Below are 20,203 nucleotides of genomic sequence, written 5' to 3'. Positions count from 1 at the left end.
TCATATTCGTTTTGCAACCTTTTTTTATCACATTTTTGCTGGTGTTAAACATAGTGTTTATATTTCGTTTTTGATATGATGAACAATAGCAAATATAAAAGGAAAGAAGGTTTCTTATTGGAAGAAAAAGTTGTAGAAAAAGCCTTGCTTGTAGGATGTCAGATCGAAGAAGATGACCAGCGTTTTGAGTATTCAATGGAGGAGCTTGCCTCTTTGGCAGAAACAGCCCGGGCCGAAGTTTCGGCGGTGCTTTCTCAAAAACGGGAGCGTATCCATCCGAAGACATATATCGGAAAAGGGAAAGTGGAAGAATTGATTGCCCTTCAAGAACAATTCGAACCGGATCTTGTGATTTTCAATGATGAGTTATCACCCAGCCAGATCCGCAACTTATCAGAGCAATTGGACGCCAGGGTCATTGACAGGACGCAATTGATATTGGACATTTTTGCCCAGAGAGCCCGTTCGAAGGAAGGGAAACTGCAAGTGGAATTGGCGCAGCTTCAGTACATGCTGCCCCGCCTGGTCGGTAAGGGAACAGCTATGTCCCGTCTTGCAGGGGGGATAGGAACCAGAGGCCCGGGTGAAACCAAGCTTGAGAGTGACCGCCGTCATATCAGGCGCAGGATTGACGATATCAAGAAATCCCTGCAGGTCGTTGTCGAACACCGGGAAAGGTACAGGGAAAGAAGAAAGAAGAATAAAACCTTCCAACTGGCACTGATGGGTTATACCAATGCAGGAAAATCAACCCTTTTCAACCGGATCTCCATAGCGGAGTCATACGAGGAAAATCAACTTTTTGCAACGTTGGATCCATTAACCAGGAAATTGATCCTTCCCAGTGGATATACTGCGCTTGTAACTGATACGGTAGGTTTTATTCAGGATCTTCCCACTGCATTGGTTGCAGCTTTCAGGTCGACCCTCGAAGAAGTAAAGGAAGCAGATCTTCTTTTGCATGTAGTGGACAGCTCCAATCCTGATTACAACAATCATGAAAAAACGGTCCAATCACTTCTGGAAGAGCTGGGTATGGACCATATACACCAGTTGACGATCTATAATAAAAGAGATCAAATGCACCCTGACTTTGTCCCGGATAGCAGCAGCGAAAAGATCATCATCAGCGCTCTGGATGGAAACGACAGGGACAGCTTGAAACATAAAATAGAAGAAATTGTGATTGAACAGATGGAAGCCTACCACGTAAACCTGCCATCCAGTGAAGGAAAACTTTTATCTCAACTCAAGAATGAAACCATCCTGAGAAAACTTGAGTTCAATGAAGAAAGCCATACTTACGAGGCTGAAGGTTTCTCGTTGACCGACCACCCTGTAACAGGGAACATCAAGAAATATCAAAAGTAACTGCTGTGGGTTTTTACAGGCTTTTTCGTAAACTTTGTTGCTCTTCTTGAAATATTTCAAATAATATCCAGGTAAATCGCCGAATAAACCACGCTAAGCAGGAAAGAAAAGAGCTGCTCTTTCTTTTTTCGAGAGTAATACCTTGGAATTCAGCGGAAAAATCCGTCACTTGTGATTTTTTCAAAGCGACCATATATACGAAAACAGCCTTTTGTAGAACGGCAGCAGGTTAGATTGGAGAAACAGATGTATCAATATTTAACTCATGGTAAACAATTGCAGGCTTTGGCCGAAAAGGCTGAAGATAGAATATCGCTTATTCATCAAAAAATCGACAGGCAGGCAGAAACCAATCAATTCAGGGTGTTATCTTCCTTTCAAAGGCATCGGGTGAGCGATTCGCACTTCATCCCTACAACAGGATATGGTTATGATGATATCGGCAGGGATACGCTTGAACAGATCTATGCGGATGTGTTTGGCGGTGAATCAGCCTTGGTGCGGCCGCAGATCATTTCAGGAACTCACGCAATATCGATATCTTTGTTCGGGATCCTGCGACCAGGAGATGATCTGTTATATATTACTGGGAAACCATACGATACCCTTGAGGAAATCGTCGGAATCCGCGGGAAAGGAACTGGTTCCTTAAAAGAATTCGGGATAGGCTATCAATCCATACCGCTTAAACAAGATGGTTCTGTGGACTTTGATAAGACAGCTAAAGCGATTGGTCCGAAAACAAAGATGATCGGCATTCAGCGTTCCAAGGGGTATGCCAGCCGCCCTTCATTCACAATTGACCAAATCAAGGAAATGATTGAATTTGTCAAAGAGATCAAGCCTGATGTCATAGTGTTTGTTGACAACTGTTATGGAGAATTCGTGGAAGACCGGGAACCGTGCCATGCCGGGGCGGATCTCATCGCGGGATCGCTGATCAAAAATCCGGGAGGCGGCCTGGCTAAAACAGGCGGATATATAACGGGCAAAAAAGAAATGGTGGAAGCGTGCTCATATCGGATGACCTCACCAGGGATAGGCGCCGAAGCAGGAGCTTCGCTTTATTCGCTTCAGGAAATGTATCAGGGGTTCTTCGGGGCACCGCATGTAGTGGCGCAGGCATTGAAGGGAGCGGTTTTCACTGCTGCAGTATTGGATGACCTTGGGATGAATACCGATCCCTCCTGGGATGCAGAAAGAACAGACTTGATCCAATCTGTGCAATTTGATGATAAAGAAAAGATGATAGCATTCTGCCAGGCGGTTCAATTTGCATCACCGGTCAATTCTCACTTCACCCCTCACCCGGACTATATGCCTGGATATGAAGATGATGTAATCATGGCAGCCGGTACCTTCATTCAAGGAGCGAGCATCGAACTGTCTGCGGATGGACCTGTCCGGCCGCCTTATACAGCTTATGTGCAAGGCGGATTAACGTATTCTCATGTGAAGATCGCCATTTTGACAAGTATTAATAATTTGATTGAAAAAGGTTTAATCAATATTAAAATAGGATAATTAGTTTCTAAAAGGATAGCTTGAAAATGGGCTGTCCTTTTTTAATGAAAAGTCATGTAAGTTTTTCTTACATTCCTTTGACGAAACTCCTTACATAGAATATACTGATATCATGAAAGAAAGAAGGAGGTGAATCGGGATGAGTGGAAGTGAAATTAGAAGGAGCATGCCGCTTTTTCCAATGGGAATCGTGATGCAGCTGACTGATTTGACTGCTCGCCAGGTTCGCTATTATGAAGAGAATGAATTGATTTTCCCTGCTAGGACAGAAGGGAAACGAAGGCTCTTCTCCTTGAATGATATCGATAAGTTGCTTGAGATCAAGGATTTATTGGATCAAGGAATTAATATGGCAGGTATCAAGAAAATATTTGCTGTTCAAGAAGAACATCAACTGACTGAGACGAACAAGCAGCAAGAGGAAAGGGCAAAGCCGGACCTATCTGATGATGAATTGAGGAAATTGTTGAGAAACGAATTGCTGCATGCAGGCCGTTTCAACAAATCTTCACTTCGGCAAGGTGATCTGTCGCGCTTTTTCCATTAATGAAAAAATTAGATGATTGAAAATTTTGAGGAGGAATTAGTAAAGATGGCAAAGTATACTCGTGAAGACATTTTAGAAATGGCTGACAAGGAAAACGTTAAGTTTATCCGCCTGCAGTTCACTGATATCCTGGGTACAATCAAAAATGTTGAAATCCCTGTCAGTCAGTTAGGCAAGGCTTTGGATAACGAAATGATGTTTGATGGTTCTTCAATCGAAGGTTTTGTCAGGATTGAAGAGTCTGATATGAAATTATACCCTGACTTTGACACTTGGGTAGTGTTCCCTTGGACAGCTGAAAAAGGAAAAGTTGCACGTTTGATCTGTGACATCTATAATCCGGACGGCACCCCATTTGCTGGAGACCCGCGCAGCAACTTAAAGCGTGTGCTTAAGGAAATGGAAGAGCTTGGATTCTCTGATTTCAATCTTGGACCTGAGCCGGAATTCTTCCTCTTCAAGCTTGATGTGGAGGGACAGCCGACACTTGAATTGAATGATAACGGAGGTTACTTTGACCTTGCACCGACAGATCTTGGTGAAAACTGCCGGAGGGATATAGTTCTTGAACTGGAAGAAATGGGCTTTGAAATTGAAGCATCCCACCATGAGGTTGCCCCTGGACAGCACGAAATCGACTTCAAATATGCATCAGCTTTGAAAGCTTGTGATGATATTCAAACATTCAAGCTCGTTGTTAAAACAATCGCCCGTAAACACGGTCTTCATGCAACTTTCATGCCGAAACCGTTATTCGGTGTCAATGGTTCCGGTATGCACTGCAACATGTCTCTGTTCAAAGACGGCAAGAACTCTTTCTTTGATGAAAGCGGCGAATTGCAGTTAAGTGAAACTGCACGTCAATTCCTAGCAGGCACAATCAAGCATGCAACAGGCTTCACTGCAATCACGAACCCGACAGTCAACTCTTATAAGCGTTTGGTTCCTGGTTATGAAGCACCTTGTTATGTTGCATGGTCTGCACAGAACCGCAGTCCGTTGATCCGTATCCCTGCTTCCCGCGGTATGAGTACCCGCGTAGAGGTAAGAAGCGTGGATCCGGCAGCCAACCCTTATCTAGCAATGACTGTATTGCTTGCAGCAGGTTTGGACGGTATAAAGAATGAAATGAAAGCACCTAAGCCGGTTGACCGCAATATCTATGTCATGAATAAACAAGAGCGTGAAGAAGTCGGAATTGAAGACCTTCCTGCTACACTTTACAATGCACTTGAAGCATTGAAGAAAGACGAAGTCATGGTAAATGCTCTTGGCGGTCATATCTTCGAGCACTTCATCGAAGCTAAAGAGATTGAGTGGGATATGTTCCGTACTCAAGTACACCCTTGGGAACGCGAACAGTACCTGCAAATGTATTAATAGATGGAAACCCCTGGCACAATTATGCTGCCAGGGGTTTTTTTATTTTGAAAAGTATTAGTTTCTCTTTGCAAAAATAATTCCGTATTTACCAGCGGTAAAATCCATGTGAATCAAAGTTATGATTTTGGAATTTTCTAAAGATCCGGGTTTCGAAAAAGGAACTTTATGAATTTTTTAAGCTCCTGGTCTCATTCCCCATGAGCTGAGGAACTGTTTTTGGGTTTATGTACGGCTTTAATGATAGTCCTGGTTTGCAGGGTTGAATACATCAGTCCGAAGAATGTCAAAATGCTGCCGCTGACGATGAATCTTTTCCTGTTTTTTTCCTGTCCTAAATGTGTGATATAAAGGTGTACAGCCGTACACAGAATCATTAATACAACAACCGGTAATGACTTCATGGAATTTCTCCTTTGATATCCAGATGAAATTAAGATGTCCAGACCATCATTGATATATTCACATCAGTTAGAAAACTTGTACAGCCTCAACTCAAAAAAGAAAATCTTCAAATCATACTTGAGAAAATCACCGACCATTTTCCTACTAACATCTTCAACTATGATATTCATCCATGGAAATATTTCATGATTAGACAACCTTTTTAAAAAACAGTATGATATACCGCCTAAAAATCACCATTTTCAATAATTGACTGCCTATTCAGTTAATTATGTTAATCTGCTAGAATCCTAGTTACAGGAGCCATTACATACGTTTACTGCAGATATCCAATGACTCTTGTTAACTACCAAAAGAGGAGGGGACTTGTCGAAAGCTGATTCAGACTGGCTGGTTAGATAGGACCAGTACAAAAATTGAAAATGGAGGAATGTTTATGAAATTCAAAAAAATTGCCGCCCTGTCGCTTGCTGCATCTCTTGCCGTCTTTCCAAGCTTCGGAGGAAGTGCCCTTGCGAAGGATTCGAACCCTCTTGAAAACGCTCCTAAAAACTCAGCTGCCAAAGTCAGCCTTGAAAAAGGAAGTTATGTAAAAGGTGAAGTGATTGTTAAATTTAAAGATGGGGTGGCGAGCTCCCAAAAAGGAAACGATTTAAAGAAGCTGGGAGCGACTGAGGTTTCGGATAAGGACAGTGTTAAATCCGACTTCAAAGTCCTGAAGGTAGGAAACCCGGAAGCTGCAGCAAAAGCTCTGAGCAAAAACCCTAATGTGGAATATGCTGAACCAAACTACACCTTCTCTGCAACCTGGACTCCTAACGATACTTATTATCAAGGCTATCAGTACGGACCTCAAAACACTTACACCAATTTAGCGTGGGATTATACACGCGGAAGCAGCGGACAGGAAATTGCAATCCTGGACAGCGGAGTGGATTATAACCATCCCGATCTGGATGGAAAAACGATCCGCGGTTATGATTTTGTCGATAATGACTATTACCCAATGGACTTGAATGGCCATGGCACACATGTGGCAGGAACAGCTGCTGCTGAAACGAACAACGGTACGGGTATTGCAGGTATGGCGCCTAATACCAGGATTCTTGCTGTACGCGTCCTTGATGCTAATGGAAGCGGATCGCTGGCTGATATAGCTGACGGTATCCGTTATGCAGCAGATCAGGGAGCGGAAGTCATTAATCTTTCACTTGGATGTGACTGCAGCACAACTACCCTTAAGAATGCTGTAGATTATGCATGGAACAAAGGATCTGTCGTGGTGGCGGCTGCCGGTAATGATGGTGTCTCCACAACATTTGAACCTGCATCGTATGCTAACGTGATTGCAGTAGGTGCAGTAGATTCTAATGACCGCAGAGCATCATTTTCTAATTACGGTTCATGGGTTGATGTTACAGCACCGGGAGTGGACATAGCAGCCACTGTTCCTAATAATGGCTATGCTTATATGTCCGGAACATCAATGGCGTCACCTCATGTGGCCGGATTAGCAGGCTTATTAGCAAGCCAGGGCCGTACAAACGTACAGATCCGCGCGGCAATCGAACAAACAGCCGATCCGATCAGCGGAACCGGCACATATTTCGAGCATGGCCGTATCAACTCTTACGATGCGGTAAGATACTAACCGGAAATCCGAAAGACAGACAGTCCTGAATTAATTTTCAGGACTGTTTTTTTATATAAAATTTAATTTTTTAAATATTTTGTTAATAACTATGTTACCATATTATTACAAACTGTATATGAGGAGTGTGCTTATGCTGCAGAAAGTAAAAGAGAATGTTGCTAAAGTGATGGTTGATAAAGAGAAAGAAATAGAACTTATGTTAATAGCCCTGCTTAGTGATGGCCATGTCCTTCTGGAAGATGTACCGGGGACAGGAAAGACAACAATGGCAAAGAGTTTTTCAAGGAGCATAGAGGGAGATTTCAACAGGCTGCAATTTACTCCTGATACCCTTCCGTCCGATATTGTCGGACAAGAATACTTTAATATGAAAATAAGTGACTTCCAGATAAGAAAAGGTCCTGTATTCACCAATGTTTTATTAATCGATGAAATCAACCGGGCAGTTCCAAGGACTCAGTCAGCGTTGCTTGAATTGATGGAAGAAAAGAATGTTACTCTGGGCGGTGTAACTCATCCGCTTCCAAAACCATTTATTGTAATCGCTACACAAAATCCCTTCGATTCCATCGGGACTTTTCCTTTGCCGGATGCACAGCTTGACCGATTCCTGTTAACAATCAAGCAAGGCTATCCATCCCCTGAAAAAGAAAAGTCCATGTTAAAGCGTTTCAGAAAGAACAACCCGATCGAGAGCCTGGAAAGTGTCATCTCGAATAAAGATATCCGGGAGATGAAGGACAAAGTGAAAGAGGTAAAGGTTTCAGGGGATGTGGAGGATTATTTGATGGATATTATCCTGAAAACAAGGAAGCACCGATATATTGAAATCGGTGTCAGCCCAAGGGGATCGCTCGCATTCATGAAAGCAGCCCAGGCAAGGGCTTTCCTGAATGGAAGGGAATTCTGCACTCCTGATGATGTGAAAAAACTGGCTCAGCCTGTACTGGCCCATCGAATATCATTGAATGTAGAAGGGGAAGTGAAAACCTCAAAGGAGAACGTTCTCCAGGAAATCCACGACAGCACTTCTGTCCCTGTTGAGACAACTGCATGATCATCCATCGAGTTAAATCGTTTTTCATCCAGCCGAGAGTCATGATATTTATTGTCCTCCTATTTATAATAAGCAGTTTGGCAGGGCAAGGTTTTATCTCGTTTCTATTCGCCCTGGCCATTTCACTGTCACTTCTTTCCGAATGGTATTTGAAATACTTGCATACCAAAGTGGATTGGCAGTTTAAGAAGTACCTGGATATGACCAGTATCGGTGAGGAATTTACAGGTGTATTGGAACTTAAGAACGAATCGGCTTTCCCCATCTTTGGACTGAAGCTTAACATCGAGAGCAGGAGTGATCAGGATTTTGTTTTTCTTGATCAAGCCAATGAAAAGCAGGAATCCAGTATCTATTCAAAAAGAATCGACCTCCTTCCGCATGCAGCCACAACTGTGGAAATCAAAATGAGGGGAAAGGGAAGGGGTATGCATAATTGGAGTGCTTTTGACCTGCTTATCCAAGATCCGCTAAAATTACAAACAGCAAGATTGGATTATTCAAGCACAGAACTTCCTCGATTCAAAGTAGTCCCAAGAATTCATAAGCTGAAGGATATGAAATTGAAATCCATGCTTCAGGGGTTCAAAAACACAGCTAACTCTTTGTTTATCGACGAGTCAAATATTATCGGGACGAAGGATTATGAAAATGAAAGCTTTCGGCACATCCATTGGCTGGCGACTGCAAAGGAAAACAAACTCCTCGCCAAAAAATATCAGCAGGTCCAGGGGGATTTTTATTCGGTTTTCCTGAACCTGGCAGGCAATGGCCCCTTTCATCTCCGGAAGGATATGGAGGAACTGATTGAGTACACGGTGTCGGTCTGCATTTACCTGATTAAAGAAGGATGCAAAGTTCAACTCTGGGTGAATTACTCCACCCGTGATAAAGGCATCCTGAGACTGGAGAATGATATCGATCGTTCACACTTGAAGAAGGTGATTGAAACGATGGCCCTTATTAATACCAATGGAATGTTTCTCTCTACTGAACAATTCTATCAATTCGGAATGGCACAAATGGACCCAAAGTCCATGGCGCTTGTCATTGGAACACCGCCTCTGTTTGTAAAAAGAGAGTGGCTCCAGATTAAACAATAACGGGAGTTGACAATGAAGGACAAAATATTGGTTATCTTGATTTTTGCAGCCATGGCAGCTTCTCTGGGATATATGTTAAGCGGGACAACGATATCCATATCGGAAGGGGTCAAAAGCTTTTATAAAAATAAACAGGAAGAACTCATTGCCGAAAGTGACCCCTTGGTGATCTATGCAGAAGATGTCCGTGATGGACGGGAATTGGACTGGGATCCAGATGAAGGATTGCGGCGTGTAATCATAATAGGGGATCTGCCCTTTCCCCGCCTATATGGAGAAGGAGGATTTTCGGTAAAGGATGCGGCAAAGTTATTGGGATTCCTTGTCCCATTTTGCCTTCTTTTCATCTATTGGTTCCGGCTTTACCGTAAGAAACAGCAAAAACAGGGGGATGATAGAAAGGCACTGACAGGTATCCAGCAGCGGGATCCACACACTGCTGTTACAGGGGAAAACTCTATGGATGTTCCTTCTGCAAAGGCAATTCACGAAATTAGAACGCTGTTGAAGGAATGGGAAAGCAATTTAGCGCATGATAAGAAGAAACGATATCAAGAGACGATATCAGAGTGGTTTAAAAGAATTAACGGACCGGCATCCATCATACCAATCTATGAAAAAGTTCGTTATGGGTATGGGGAATGCACAATGGATGAGTACAAATTGATAAAAAAGATCCTGAGCGCTGGATAAAGAGAACAATCTTTGAAAAGAGAGGCGGAAAATTTGAAAATAAAGATCCGATTTCTTATAGTTTTTGTTCTGGCTGGCCTTACCCTGGCTTTTTCTGTTAGTGTCATCAACCTCAAACTTTCTGGACAAATCACCGGTTTTTATCAGGAAATTCAAGATAAGCAGGATAGAGCCTTTCTTGGGGATTTTAATAAAGGAAGATCAAGCAGGGAAATGAATTTGGAGACGTTTGATATTAAATATCTTGAAAAGACTGCAAAAGAAGAGAAAGATGCAAATATAATTATAGGAAAAATTTTCAAAAAAAGAACCTCTCCCTTTGGAAGCAACACAGGAACAACCTTTTAAGAAAACGGATTATTTGCTGTTATTCACTGTGTTAACAATCAGCCTTGCTCTAATATATTCCTTTCTAAGATATAATAGGCGGAAGAAAGATAATAAGGATACGGAACAGGTTGTAAATCAAGGTCATAATGATGATCTTTTAGTGTTGGATAATATTAAACTGATTAATGAGAACAAAATCCGCCAGCTTCTTATTGATTGGCAAAGCAATCTGGAAGAAGTTCAAAAGAAGAGAGACAGCGAAACGATCTATGAATGGTTCTTAAGAATTAACGGGCCGTTGGAGGTCCTTCCTATTTATGATAAAGTACGTTATGGACAGCAGGAATATACTCAAAGTGAATACCTTCTGATATCATCAAAATTAAATAGGGATAAGTAGATATGAGGCTGACCCAAAAGATCAGCCTCTTATCTTATTTAGAAACCATGGGACACTGTACATTTAGGGAATGTCTCCCTATGTTATTGTATTTAGGTCTTCTGCAGATTGTTTCCAGACTCCGGAAAAGAGGGTATTCAGCCCTGTTTCAACTGTTTTAGCAGTTGTCGGCGTCTGTACTCTTAATTCAATAGTACAGCCTCGCTTTCATTTAAAGAGAAGGGGCTTAAAAGCAGTACATGGCACCATGCAGCTTTAATAATCCACTTCCTAATCAGTCTTTTCATTGCATCATGTAAGCATATTTGGAATAATTAATATCTATAAAACTGGTGAAAAAAGGTAAAATCTATAGTGGGGACGTGATGAAAATATATACACATTTAGTCTTTAATAATGGCTGTTTTCTCATATATTGTAGCTTTCGGAAAAATCCCAAGTGCCGGATTTTTCCCCTGTAAACAAAGGTTTTACTCTCGAAAAAGAACGAGCAGCTCTTTTCTTTCCTTCTCACCGGGGTTTTTTCGATGAAATACCAGGATATTAGTTGAAATTTATATTGAATAGCAACAAAGTTTACGAAAAGAGCCTTAATGATCGAAAAATGGAAATCCTTTCAAAGGGAAGTACGGGTCAGCCAATCTTTATCCTTACAGGCATGGGCTGTTCATTTGACGAATGGTATGAGGTTTCGGAAGAATTGAGCAAGACAAACCAAGTCATCATGTTCCATCGACCTGGATTGGGTGAAAGTGAATTGGGTGATGATACAAGGAATACACAGGCGGCTGTCCTTGACTTGTTAAATGTCGTAAATCACTTGGGGATCAATGAGCCAATTTACCTTGTTGGCCATTCATATGGCGGATTGTGTGCACAGCATTTCGCCAAGGTACATCCTGGCATTGTAAAAGGAATGGTATTGGTGGATTCTACCTCAGTGGATTTAAAGATATTGGACGACCTGGATTTACCAGTGATGGATGAGGAATCTGATGAAGTCTGGATTACCAAATGTCAGGATTATGCCGGTAAAACAAAAGAACAACTTGAAGACCTTATCAGACCTTCACTGGAAAGAGAGCATCAATCATTTCCTGAATCGGTACAACAGAGGCTTTTGGAATTTAAAGTAAATCCCCTCCTATATAAAGCCATGGCATCAGAAATTCGGCATTGGAAGGAAGATGCTGAGGAAATAAAAAGTTTAGGGAAGTTTCCTGACATCCCTTTAATTGTAATAGGAAGGGATAAAGAACATAGTATGATCCTCGAAGAATACAACAGGATTCCAGAATGGGAAGTAAGAAAATTTGAAGAAACGTGGGAAAAATTGATAAAAGACCAGTCAAAGCTGTCAGTAAATAGCCGCCTGATTTTTGCTGACCAATCAGGTCATGCTGTTTATCTCGATAGACCGGATGTTATTATTGAGGCAATACATAAGCTGATTTTTTCCACGGAAGGGAGTAGAATATGACCTTTTCAATAATATTCGATATGGATGGAACACTCTTTCAAACGGATAAGATACTGGAATTGTCGCTGGAGGACACGTTTAACTACCTAAGGTCTCAAAATAAGTGGGACGCTGTTACGCCTATAGATCAATACCGGGAAATTATGGGGGTGCCTTTGCCGGTAGTGTGGGAAGCGTTGCTGCCAAACCATTCCTTAGAAGTAAGGAAGCAAGTGGACTCCTATTTTTTAAAAAGGCTGATCGGGAATATAAGAAGCGGGAAAGGTGCATTATATCCCAATGCTGTGGAGGTTTTAAAATTTCTAAAGAATAACAACTTTGATATATTCATTGCCAGTAACGGACTGGCAGAATACCTGAAAGCCATTGTTTCTCAGTATGGACTGGATGAATGGGTTACGGAGACTTTCAGTATTGAACAGATTGAAACATTAGATAAGGCCGGTCTTGTCAATAGGATACTAGAAAAGTATGCTGTCACCAATGCTGCGGTGGTCGGGGACCGGCTGTCAGATTTCAATGCCGCGAGGGAAAACGGGTTGATTTCCATAGGGTGCAGTTTTGATTTTGCCCGGCCAGATGAACTTGCCCGGGCGGATATAGTCATTCGTGATTTGATGGAATTGAAACCGATACTTATACAGCAAAATAAACAGCCTGTTTAAAAGAGAACTACATATTCTCTCGTTTTAGACGGTAGACGGACCCGCCTTCAATCTTTTAATTGAGGACGGGTTTGTTGAATCTTGAACAGAAAAACGTTTTCATCAGGCTGAATACAGCCCTCATCATAAACGGTTTTCCAGCATCTTGAAATTCAATGGTACAACTGTTAGAAAAGCCTTCATCAATACTTTTTTTGACTTCTCAAGGTATTCCTTATCAATATGCTTCTGGAGTCCTTCTTCGCATAAATAATTCTGCTGGCTGCGCTTTTCGTGATTCCTTTATCTCATGCGATAGCCCTCCAATCTGTACGTGGCTGAACGGCCGCTTCCGCTTTTTAGATCACCGCACTCACCGCGGAATCGGGCGCCTGTAGCGAAAATTAACTATATTCCTGTTTTGTAACCAACGAGGAAAACAGGTTCGCTCTTGTAGAAATTCACCTGTGCAAATCATTCATTAAATGTGTTAACTGCTATGAAAATGGGGAACTAGTATAGAGGAAGGTTTATCAGAGAAATGAATGAAAAAGGAGTGGAATCCATGAATCAAAGTCAATTGGATCGAATGAAGAATGGTAAAGGGTTTATTGCAGCGCTTGATCAAAGCGGCGGGAGTACCCCCAAGGCATTGGAAGCTTATGGTGTGATGGGTGAAGCCTATTCAAATGAAGATGAAATGTTTGAACAGGTCCACACGATGCGCACGAGAATCATCACGTCTCCTGCTTTCAGCTCGGATTACATCCTTGGAGTGATTCTGTTCGAGCAGACGATGGACAGTAAAGTAGAAGGTCAATATACAGCGGATTATCTGGCAGACCATAACATTGTCCCTTTCTTGAAAGTGGATAAAGGATTGGCTGACAAGGAAAATGGTGTCCAGCTGATGAAACCGAATCCGGGTCTGGATGAGACGCTTCGCCGGGCAAATGAACGTAATATCTTCGGTACTAAAATGCGTTCGGTCATCCATGAACCGAATGAAGAAGGAATCAAGGCTGTGGTGGATCAGCAATTTGAAATAGGGAAGAAAATCATAGCGGCTGATTTAGTTCCCATCATCGAACCGGAAGTGAATATTAACAGCGGGGATAAGGAAGAGTGTGAAGAACTATTGCGGTCAGAGATCCTCAAGCACCTCAATGATTTGTCCGAAGAAGAAAATGTAATGCTGAAGCTGACCATTCCGACAACGGCCAATGCATACAAGGAATTGGTCGATCATCCGCGGGTAATCCGGGTGGTTGCACTATCCGGCGGCTACTCCCGTGAAGACGCAAATGAGAAATTGAAAGAAAACGACGGGATGATTGCCAGCTTCTCCCGTGCGCTTGCTGAAGAATTGAGGTTCAATCAATCTTCTGAAGAATTCGATAAAGCGATGAAAAGTGCAATCGAATCGATTTACGATGCTTCTGTTAATAAGAAAGAGATAAGCTGAATTGTCTTATGGCTCCCCACGAAGGCGGGAATCGCGATATTAATTGAATCTTAATAGTACAACTCAACTGAAAGAGCAATGGATGATATTCATCCATTGCTCTTTTGCCGTTTAACTTTCATTTTCTATGTTCATATCAGTGTTCTTCCAATGAATCTCTTTTTTTCTCGCTTTCGGAGACAATCAAAGCGCATGCGGCATCTCCTGAAATATTTATCGAAGTCCTGGCCATGTCGAGTAATCTGTCAATGCCCAAAATCAAGCCGATTCCTTCCACCGGCAGATTGACACTGCTCAATACCATTGCCAGCAGTATAAGGCCAACTCCAGGTACCCCGGCTGTCCCTATACTCGCAAGCACTGCAGTCAGCACGACCGTTACCAGTTCGCCCATTGTCAGATCCACGCTGTACACTTGGGCAATGAAGACAGTAGCCACACCCTGCATAATCGCGGTTCCATCCATATTGATGGTGGCACCCAATGGCTGTACAAATGAACTGACCGGTTCAGTGACTTTCAGACGTTTCTGGGCCGTCTCCATGGAAATCGGCAATGTTGCATTACTGCTTGAAGTACTGAAAGCCACGCTCATGGCCGGACTGAAATTCTTAAAGAACCACAGGGGGCTCTTCCTGGCAATGAGAAGGATGGCTCCCCCGTAAGTGACAACTGCATGGACCACCAGAGCCAGTATGACAACCATCATATACAGCCACATGGCTTTGATGGCTCCCCAGCCTTGGCTCCCTATAGCCGAGGCAATCAATCCAAATGTACCATAGGGTGCAAATTTCATCACCAGTGTAACCAGGTACATTAACAAATCGTTGGCCTGATCAATTAAATTCAAAATTCCTTTTGTTTTATCTCCCAAGGCTGTTAAGCCGATGCCGATGAATATGGCAAACGCAATGATTTGCAGCATATTTCCTTCTGACATGGCCGTCAAGGGGTTCTTGGGAATGATGTTCATAAGTGTTTCGCCCACAGGTGGTGCTTCCTCTGCTTCAAAGCCCTCATTACTCGCTCTGTCGATTCCTTCAACGAGCCCTGGATCGATGATGAACGCAAGACTGAGCCCAATCACAATCGCTAAACAGGTCGTTACTAAAAAGAAGGTGATGGTCTTAAATCCAATCCTCCCGAGCTTCTTGGGATCCCCCAAGCCGGCAGACCCAAGAACAATCGATACAAACACGATAGGGACCACAAGCATGGAAATGAGATTAAGGAATATCCTTCCTAATGGCGTGAATAAATAAGGATCTAAAAATTCAAATGCCTCTTTTGCAAAAACATTCAATAATAATCCTGTTACAGCCCCTGCGATCAGGCCGATGATGATTTTACTGGTCAAACCAAGCTTCATCCTGCATCCTCACCTTCTAAAATACAAAAATATTTAAATGAATTTACCCTGTTTATAGTGGTTCGAAACCTCGTGATTTATTACCGGTCCCTAAATAGTAAAAGGCTCTTCAAGCATAGGGTTAGTATATATATCTGTTTCATTTTATTTAAATTAACTTTGAGTATAAAGAGAAAAAAGATATAGGCGGATAGGTATAGAAGTTATATTCTGAATGAACCTCCAATAAATGTAGTCAAGCATCTCCACTCCACCCTCCAATAACTTGTAAATTTTCCAAACTTTTTAAATAATTAAACTATGTAAAAATCAGAATAATTTTTAATCAGTCATATCGGTGCTGAAAGGGTGCTTTTTATGGAAAAGGTAAAACAGCAAACTAAAAATAAGCATGTTCCCATCAGGATAAATCTCTTATTTTTTATCGTATTCCTTTTGTTTTCACTTCTTATCTTACGTTTGGGAGTCGTCCAGATAGTCTCGGGTGAGGATTTCAAGCTTGAGGTCGAAAGAACGGAAGATGTCGTGGTGGCCAACAGTGTCCCCAGAGGAAAAATTTATGACCGTAATAATGAGGTCATCGTTGATAATGTGGCAATGAATGCCATCACATATACTCCTGCTCAATCAAGTAAAACAGACGAAATGATGAAAACCGCCAGGAATCTTGCGCAGCTGATTGAAATGGATACGGAAGCGGTTACCCCAAGAGATAAAAAAGATTTTTGGATCCTATTGAATAAGAAAGAAGCAGACTCAAAAGTAACAAAAGAAGAAAAGGAAATGATCAACAGAGATAAAGAGTTATCAGCAGAAGAAAGAAATGCGAAAATTTATAAATTGACCTTGGACCGGATTACAGAAAAAGACACTGCCAGCCTATCAAAGCAGGATATCGAAGACTTAGCAGTTTATCGGGAGATCAGCAGCGGATACGCCCTTACTCCTAAAATCATTAAAAATAAAGGTGTAGACAAAACCGAACTGGCTATTGTTAATGAACACCTATCTGAATTGCCGGGAGTGAGTACAACAACCGATTGGGAAAGAACCTATCCATTTGACAAGACCCTGCGTTCCATTCTCGGTAATGTGACCTCATCAAGGGAGGGGCTTCCAAATGAGATGGTAGATTATTATCTGGCAAAGGATTACAGCCGGAATGACAGAGTCGGTACCAGTCAGTTGGAATTACAATATGAAGATGTATTGAGCGGACAGAAAGAAAAGGTGAAAAATATTACAAAGGATGGGGATGTACTAAAAACAATGGTGATGAAGGAAGGAAAACGCGGGAAGGATCTCGTCATTACAATAGATATGGAGCTTCAGCAGGAAATAGAGAAGATAGTTTCAGAGGAACTGTTGAAGAATGTGCATAACCCGCAATCTTCACACCTGGATAGTGCATTCGTAGTGATGATGGATCCGAATAACGGAGAAGTTTTGGCGCTTGTAGGCAAGAGATACGGAAAGGATCCTTACACGGGTGAATACAGGATAATGGATAATGCCCTTGGAACGTACACTAGTTTCTATGAAGTGGGATCTGCAGTGAAAGGGGCAACTGTTCTGACAGGATATATGACGGGGGTGTTAAGCCCGGGTGAATATATGGTTGATGAACCGATCAAGATAGCTGCCACTGATCCGAAGACCTCCTGGTTCAATACCACTGGTGCTGCAAATCAATCTATGAATGACAGATTTGCGTTGGAAATTTCGTCAAACTCATACATGTTCAAGGTAGCGATGAAAATTGCTGGAAATCCTTATTATGTTTATGATGCATCGATTAAGGGCTCAGAAGCGGATCTGGTGAATATGAGAAACCATTTCAGCCAGCTGGGACTCGGAGTCGATACCGGGATCGACCTTCCTGGAGAGGTGGATGGCTATAAAGGTGACTATAGGATTCCTGGTAATCTTCTCGATTTCGCAATTGGACAATTCGATACGTACACCCCATTGCAGCTTGCGCAATATGTATCAACAGTGGCAAATGGCGGATATAGGATTCAGCCGCATATCATGAAGGAAATCCGCCAACCCGGCAGTGACAAGGATACCCTCGGTCCTGTAGAAATAAAGGCAGAGACAACTATCCTGAATAAAGTTAATGTCACACAAACCCAGTTGGAAAACGTTCAGCAGGGATTTTACCAGGTTTACCATCATGGAAAAGGGACTGCACGCACCCACTTTGCGGATGCCCCCTATATAGCAGCAGGTAAATCAGGCACCGCTGAATCATATACTCCCAAGGACCCTGTAACAGGTGCCAGATATGAGACTTATAATACTACTTTAATTGGCTATGCCCCATATGATCAGCCGGAAATCGCCTATTCAACTGTGGTCCCGGCGTCACATAACGGTGCGAAGGATCCATATATCAACAAAGACATCTCCCGCAGAATAATGGATAAGTATTTTGAGTTAAAAAAAGCTAGAAACAGCAATACTGAAAATGAAGATTAATGGATAAAAAAGTTCATTCAGCATATAGATTAAAGGGCTGCTCGTTTTTAAAATGCTCTTTTCGTAAACTTTGTTGCTATTCAATATAAATTTCAACTAATAACCTGGTATATCGTCGTAAAAACCCCGGTGAGAAGGAAAGAAAAGAGCTGCTCGTTCTTTTTTTGGAGTAAACCCTTTATATACAGGGGAAAAATCCGGCACCTGGGATTTTCCCGAAAGCAACAATATATGCGAAAACAGCCTTTTAAAGTGAACGACATCAGCAATTTTACTAGTCTGGTATGTTAGCATGAATATAAATGAGCAAAAAGTATTTTGATATAAAATTGAAAAGAGGTTTTAAAATGTTCAAGAAAATTGCAAGCGATGCTTTGGGATTAAGCGATATAGGGAAGATCATCAAAAGGGAAGACTTTGACAAAACGTTATCGGATGACTATGTCCTTCATGAAGATGGCGAAAAGATTCATTTTCTCATCAAATCAAAAACGGATGAATACTGCTTTACCAACCGTGCCCTCATACACTTGGATGGGGAAAAGGCTGCCAGCAGCAAACGTAATTTATATCGATATGAGTACTACCAAAACCATATCAGCAATGTTTCCATTGAGACAGCAGGCACGATCGATTTAGATTTGGAGATTAAATTCACATTGGGCGGCAAGCCGGTTTCCGTTGATATTGATAAAAAAGAAGGAGAAGCCATTGCTGACTTATATAAATCACTCCTTGCCATCTCCCATCTGCAGGAAGAAGGTAAGAGAAAGCTTGACTCAGCAGAAAAAAACTTGTCCATTGCCAAAGATCTTATAAATAACAACCGCTTCCACGACAATGATATTTCCAATGAATTCAAAGAAACAACCAACTTCGCCTTTGAGTGGTTTAATCAGCACTATCAAAACAATACAAAAAAGGACTTCGGGGATATTTTTGACCGCTACATCCAAAATTAATAGCTCAAATAAGACAACGCCTGTTTTCCTAATAGTTTAATAAGGTAGACAGGCGTCTTCTGATACAGGGATTTCTAGAAAAATTGCTATATTTTGTTACCTTTTAAAGACCTATGGACATGATAAAATAAATGGACCCTTCTGTAGAGGGATTAAGCAGTTTAGTAAAGAGGTATAGTAATAGAAAATAACAAGTGTGGTGTCAACATGCAGAAGCTGAATAAACTGATTTTCATTTCTGTTCTGCTGATGGCTGGAGTTCTGCTATATTTATTTTTATCTGATTCCGAGCAGCCGAAAAGGGTGGATGTAAAGACCCGGACTGCTTCTGTTAGTGAACAAATAGACAAACTAACATCGGAACCTGAAATGAAGGATGAGGAAGAGGAGCAGATGCAGCCCGAGGCGGTCCAAGATACGAGTTCAACATCCTCTATAACTGAAGAAATCAAAAAAAACGTCCGCGGAGTCATTAGAGGCGTCATCAATTTATTTAATAAAGATCTTAAGGTCGTGGCCGTCGGAGATTCTCTTACCCAAGGAGTAGGAGATGAGACAGATGGCGGAGGCTACGTTGGTATCCTGAATAACACATTTAAAGAAAACGAGCTCAATATTACCATTGAGAATTACGGCAAACGGGGGAACCGGACAGATCAACTCCTAAAGAGACTTGAGCAGGAAGAAATTGCAAGCTCCATAAAGAAAGCTGATACCGTACTCGTCACAATCGGTGCCAATGACATCATGAAGATTGTAAAAAGCAACTTCAATGATCTCAAGTATGAGACCTTTGAAAAAGAAAAGCCGGCATACACAGACAGATTGAGGTCGATTTTTAATAAGATTAATGATTTGAATCCTGACGCAAATGTTTATTTGATCGGTTTTTATAATCCTTTTCAAGGTTATTTCACTGATATTGAAGAATTGGAAATGATCATGAAAGGGTGGAATGATGCCGGCGAGTCGGTTACGGAAGAATATGACAATGTGCATTATATCCCTACCGCAGATTTGTTCAATAATACAAAGCTCGAACTCTTAGCTGGAGACTATTTTCACCCCAATTCGAAAGGCTACAAACTCATCGCAGAACGTGTACTGAAGCATGTGGACGAAATCACCCTGGAACCAGAAGCATTGGAACAAGAAAATAAACAAGACCAGGAAACTGAGGGCCGGTAATCCGCTCTCAGTTTTTTCTATTGTCCAACAATGATGGATTTCGCCGGCTTTATTGTTGATTTCTGCACCCGGCACAAGCACCTTTTCTTTTTAAGCCTGTCGGGCCTGTACTGGCCGCTTCCGCTTTAGTTCATCCAGCTTCAGCGA

Annotated in this window: 18 protein-coding genes; 16 read left to right on the top strand and 2 right to left on the bottom strand. The window is 41.9% G+C overall.

Going from position 1 to position 20,203, the window contains the following annotated elements:
* The first annotated feature begins 117 nt into the window (after positions 1 to 117).
* From hflX to glnA, 4 genes are all read left to right on the top strand, one after another.
* Positions 118 to 1,371, top strand: coding sequence for a GTPase HflX (gene hflX, locus D3H55_RS21535; RefSeq protein ID WP_420808781.1), 1,254 nt, complete (start codon positions 118 to 120; stop codon positions 1,369 to 1,371).
* A gap of 246 nt (positions 1,372 to 1,617) precedes the next feature.
* A complete protein-coding gene (locus D3H55_RS21530) occupies positions 1,618 to 2,895 on the top strand; it encodes a methionine gamma-lyase family protein (protein ID WP_119549372.1) in 1,278 nt (425 codons plus the stop codon).
* Between the two features lie 139 nt (positions 2,896 to 3,034).
* Positions 3,035 to 3,442, top strand: a complete 408-nt coding sequence (locus tag D3H55_RS21525) for a MerR family transcriptional regulator (protein ID WP_119549371.1) — start codon at positions 3,035 to 3,037, stop codon at positions 3,440 to 3,442.
* A gap of 45 nt (positions 3,443 to 3,487) precedes the next feature.
* Positions 3,488 to 4,822 (top strand): type I glutamate--ammonia ligase, encoded by a 1,335-nt coding sequence (gene glnA / locus D3H55_RS21520; protein ID WP_119549370.1) that lies wholly within the window; start codon positions 3,488 to 3,490, stop codon positions 4,820 to 4,822.
* Between the two features lie 191 nt (positions 4,823 to 5,013).
* On the opposite strand, the gene D3H55_RS21515 is transcribed toward glnA, so the two are convergent.
* A complete protein-coding gene (locus D3H55_RS21515; RefSeq protein WP_119549369.1) occupies positions 5,014 to 5,226 on the bottom strand; it encodes a hypothetical protein in 213 nt (70 codons plus the stop codon).
* 437 nt (positions 5,227 to 5,663) lie between these two features.
* Here D3H55_RS21515 and D3H55_RS21510 point away from each other — a divergent pair, with 437 nt between their 5' ends.
* From D3H55_RS21510 to D3H55_RS21470, 9 genes are all read left to right on the top strand, one after another.
* Positions 5,664 to 6,878 (top strand): S8 family peptidase, encoded by a 1,215-nt coding sequence (locus tag D3H55_RS21510; protein WP_119549368.1) that lies wholly within the window; start codon positions 5,664 to 5,666, stop codon positions 6,876 to 6,878.
* Between the two features lie 127 nt (positions 6,879 to 7,005).
* Positions 7,006 to 7,938, top strand: coding sequence for an AAA family ATPase (locus tag D3H55_RS21505; RefSeq protein WP_119549367.1), 933 nt, complete (start codon positions 7,006 to 7,008; stop codon positions 7,936 to 7,938).
* Complete coding sequence (locus tag D3H55_RS21500) at positions 7,935 to 9,041, top strand: DUF58 domain-containing protein (protein WP_119549366.1); 1,107 nt, start codon at positions 7,935 to 7,937, stop codon at positions 9,039 to 9,041. Before D3H55_RS21505 ends, D3H55_RS21500 begins: the two co-directional genes overlap by 4 nt.
* A gap of 12 nt (positions 9,042 to 9,053) precedes the next feature.
* A complete protein-coding gene (locus tag D3H55_RS21495; protein ID WP_119549365.1) occupies positions 9,054 to 9,734 on the top strand; it encodes a hypothetical protein in 681 nt (226 codons plus the stop codon).
* 12 nt (positions 9,735 to 9,746) lie between these two features.
* Positions 9,747 to 10,082, top strand: coding sequence for a hypothetical protein (locus D3H55_RS21490; RefSeq protein ID WP_119549364.1), 336 nt, complete (start codon positions 9,747 to 9,749; stop codon positions 10,080 to 10,082).
* A complete protein-coding gene (locus D3H55_RS24620) occupies positions 10,054 to 10,464 on the top strand; it encodes a hypothetical protein (RefSeq protein ID WP_119549363.1) in 411 nt (136 codons plus the stop codon). Before D3H55_RS21490 ends, D3H55_RS24620 begins: the two co-directional genes overlap by 29 nt.
* Positions 10,465 to 11,023: 559 nt before the next feature.
* Positions 11,024 to 11,944: an alpha/beta fold hydrolase gene (locus tag D3H55_RS21480; protein ID WP_240628736.1), complete on the top strand. Its 921-nt coding sequence runs from the start codon at positions 11,024 to 11,026 to the stop codon at positions 11,942 to 11,944.
* Positions 11,941 to 12,609, top strand: a complete 669-nt coding sequence (locus D3H55_RS21475; protein WP_119549362.1) for an HAD family hydrolase — start codon at positions 11,941 to 11,943, stop codon at positions 12,607 to 12,609. Before D3H55_RS21480 ends, D3H55_RS21475 begins: the two co-directional genes overlap by 4 nt.
* Positions 12,610 to 13,153: 544 nt before the next feature.
* Complete coding sequence (locus D3H55_RS21470; RefSeq protein ID WP_119549384.1) at positions 13,154 to 14,053, top strand: fructose bisphosphate aldolase; 900 nt, start codon at positions 13,154 to 13,156, stop codon at positions 14,051 to 14,053.
* A 136-nt stretch (positions 14,054 to 14,189) separates the two neighbouring features.
* Here D3H55_RS21470 and D3H55_RS21465 read toward each other — a convergent pair whose 3' ends face one another.
* A complete protein-coding gene (locus D3H55_RS21465; RefSeq protein WP_119549361.1) occupies positions 14,190 to 15,425 on the bottom strand; it encodes a dicarboxylate/amino acid:cation symporter in 1,236 nt (411 codons plus the stop codon).
* Between the two features lie 357 nt (positions 15,426 to 15,782).
* Between D3H55_RS21465 and D3H55_RS21460 the strand changes: the two genes are divergently transcribed.
* The 3 genes from D3H55_RS21460 to D3H55_RS21450 all read left to right on the top strand — a co-directional run bounded on the left by D3H55_RS21460 (position 15,783) and on the right by D3H55_RS21450 (position 20,056).
* The gene (locus tag D3H55_RS21460) at positions 15,783 to 17,906 is read left to right on the top strand and encodes a peptidoglycan D,D-transpeptidase FtsI family protein (protein WP_119549360.1); all 2,124 of its coding nucleotides are present in this window, start codon (positions 15,783 to 15,785) and stop codon (positions 17,904 to 17,906) included.
* A 347-nt stretch (positions 17,907 to 18,253) separates the two neighbouring features.
* Positions 18,254 to 18,868, top strand: coding sequence for a PH domain-containing protein (locus D3H55_RS21455; RefSeq protein ID WP_119549359.1), 615 nt, complete (start codon positions 18,254 to 18,256; stop codon positions 18,866 to 18,868).
* Positions 18,869 to 19,075: 207 nt separating this feature from the next.
* Positions 19,076 to 20,056, top strand: a complete 981-nt coding sequence (locus tag D3H55_RS21450) for an SGNH/GDSL hydrolase family protein (protein ID WP_119549358.1) — start codon at positions 19,076 to 19,078, stop codon at positions 20,054 to 20,056.
* Positions 20,057 to 20,203 lie beyond the last annotated feature (147 nt).

This window comes from Bacillus salacetis (assembly GCF_003581585.1).
Classification (GTDB): Bacteria; Bacillota; Bacilli; order Bacillales; family Bacillaceae_B; genus Rossellomorea; species Rossellomorea salacetis.
Note: the sequence above shows the minus strand (reverse complement) of the source record. Positions and strands in the feature narration are given on the sequence as shown.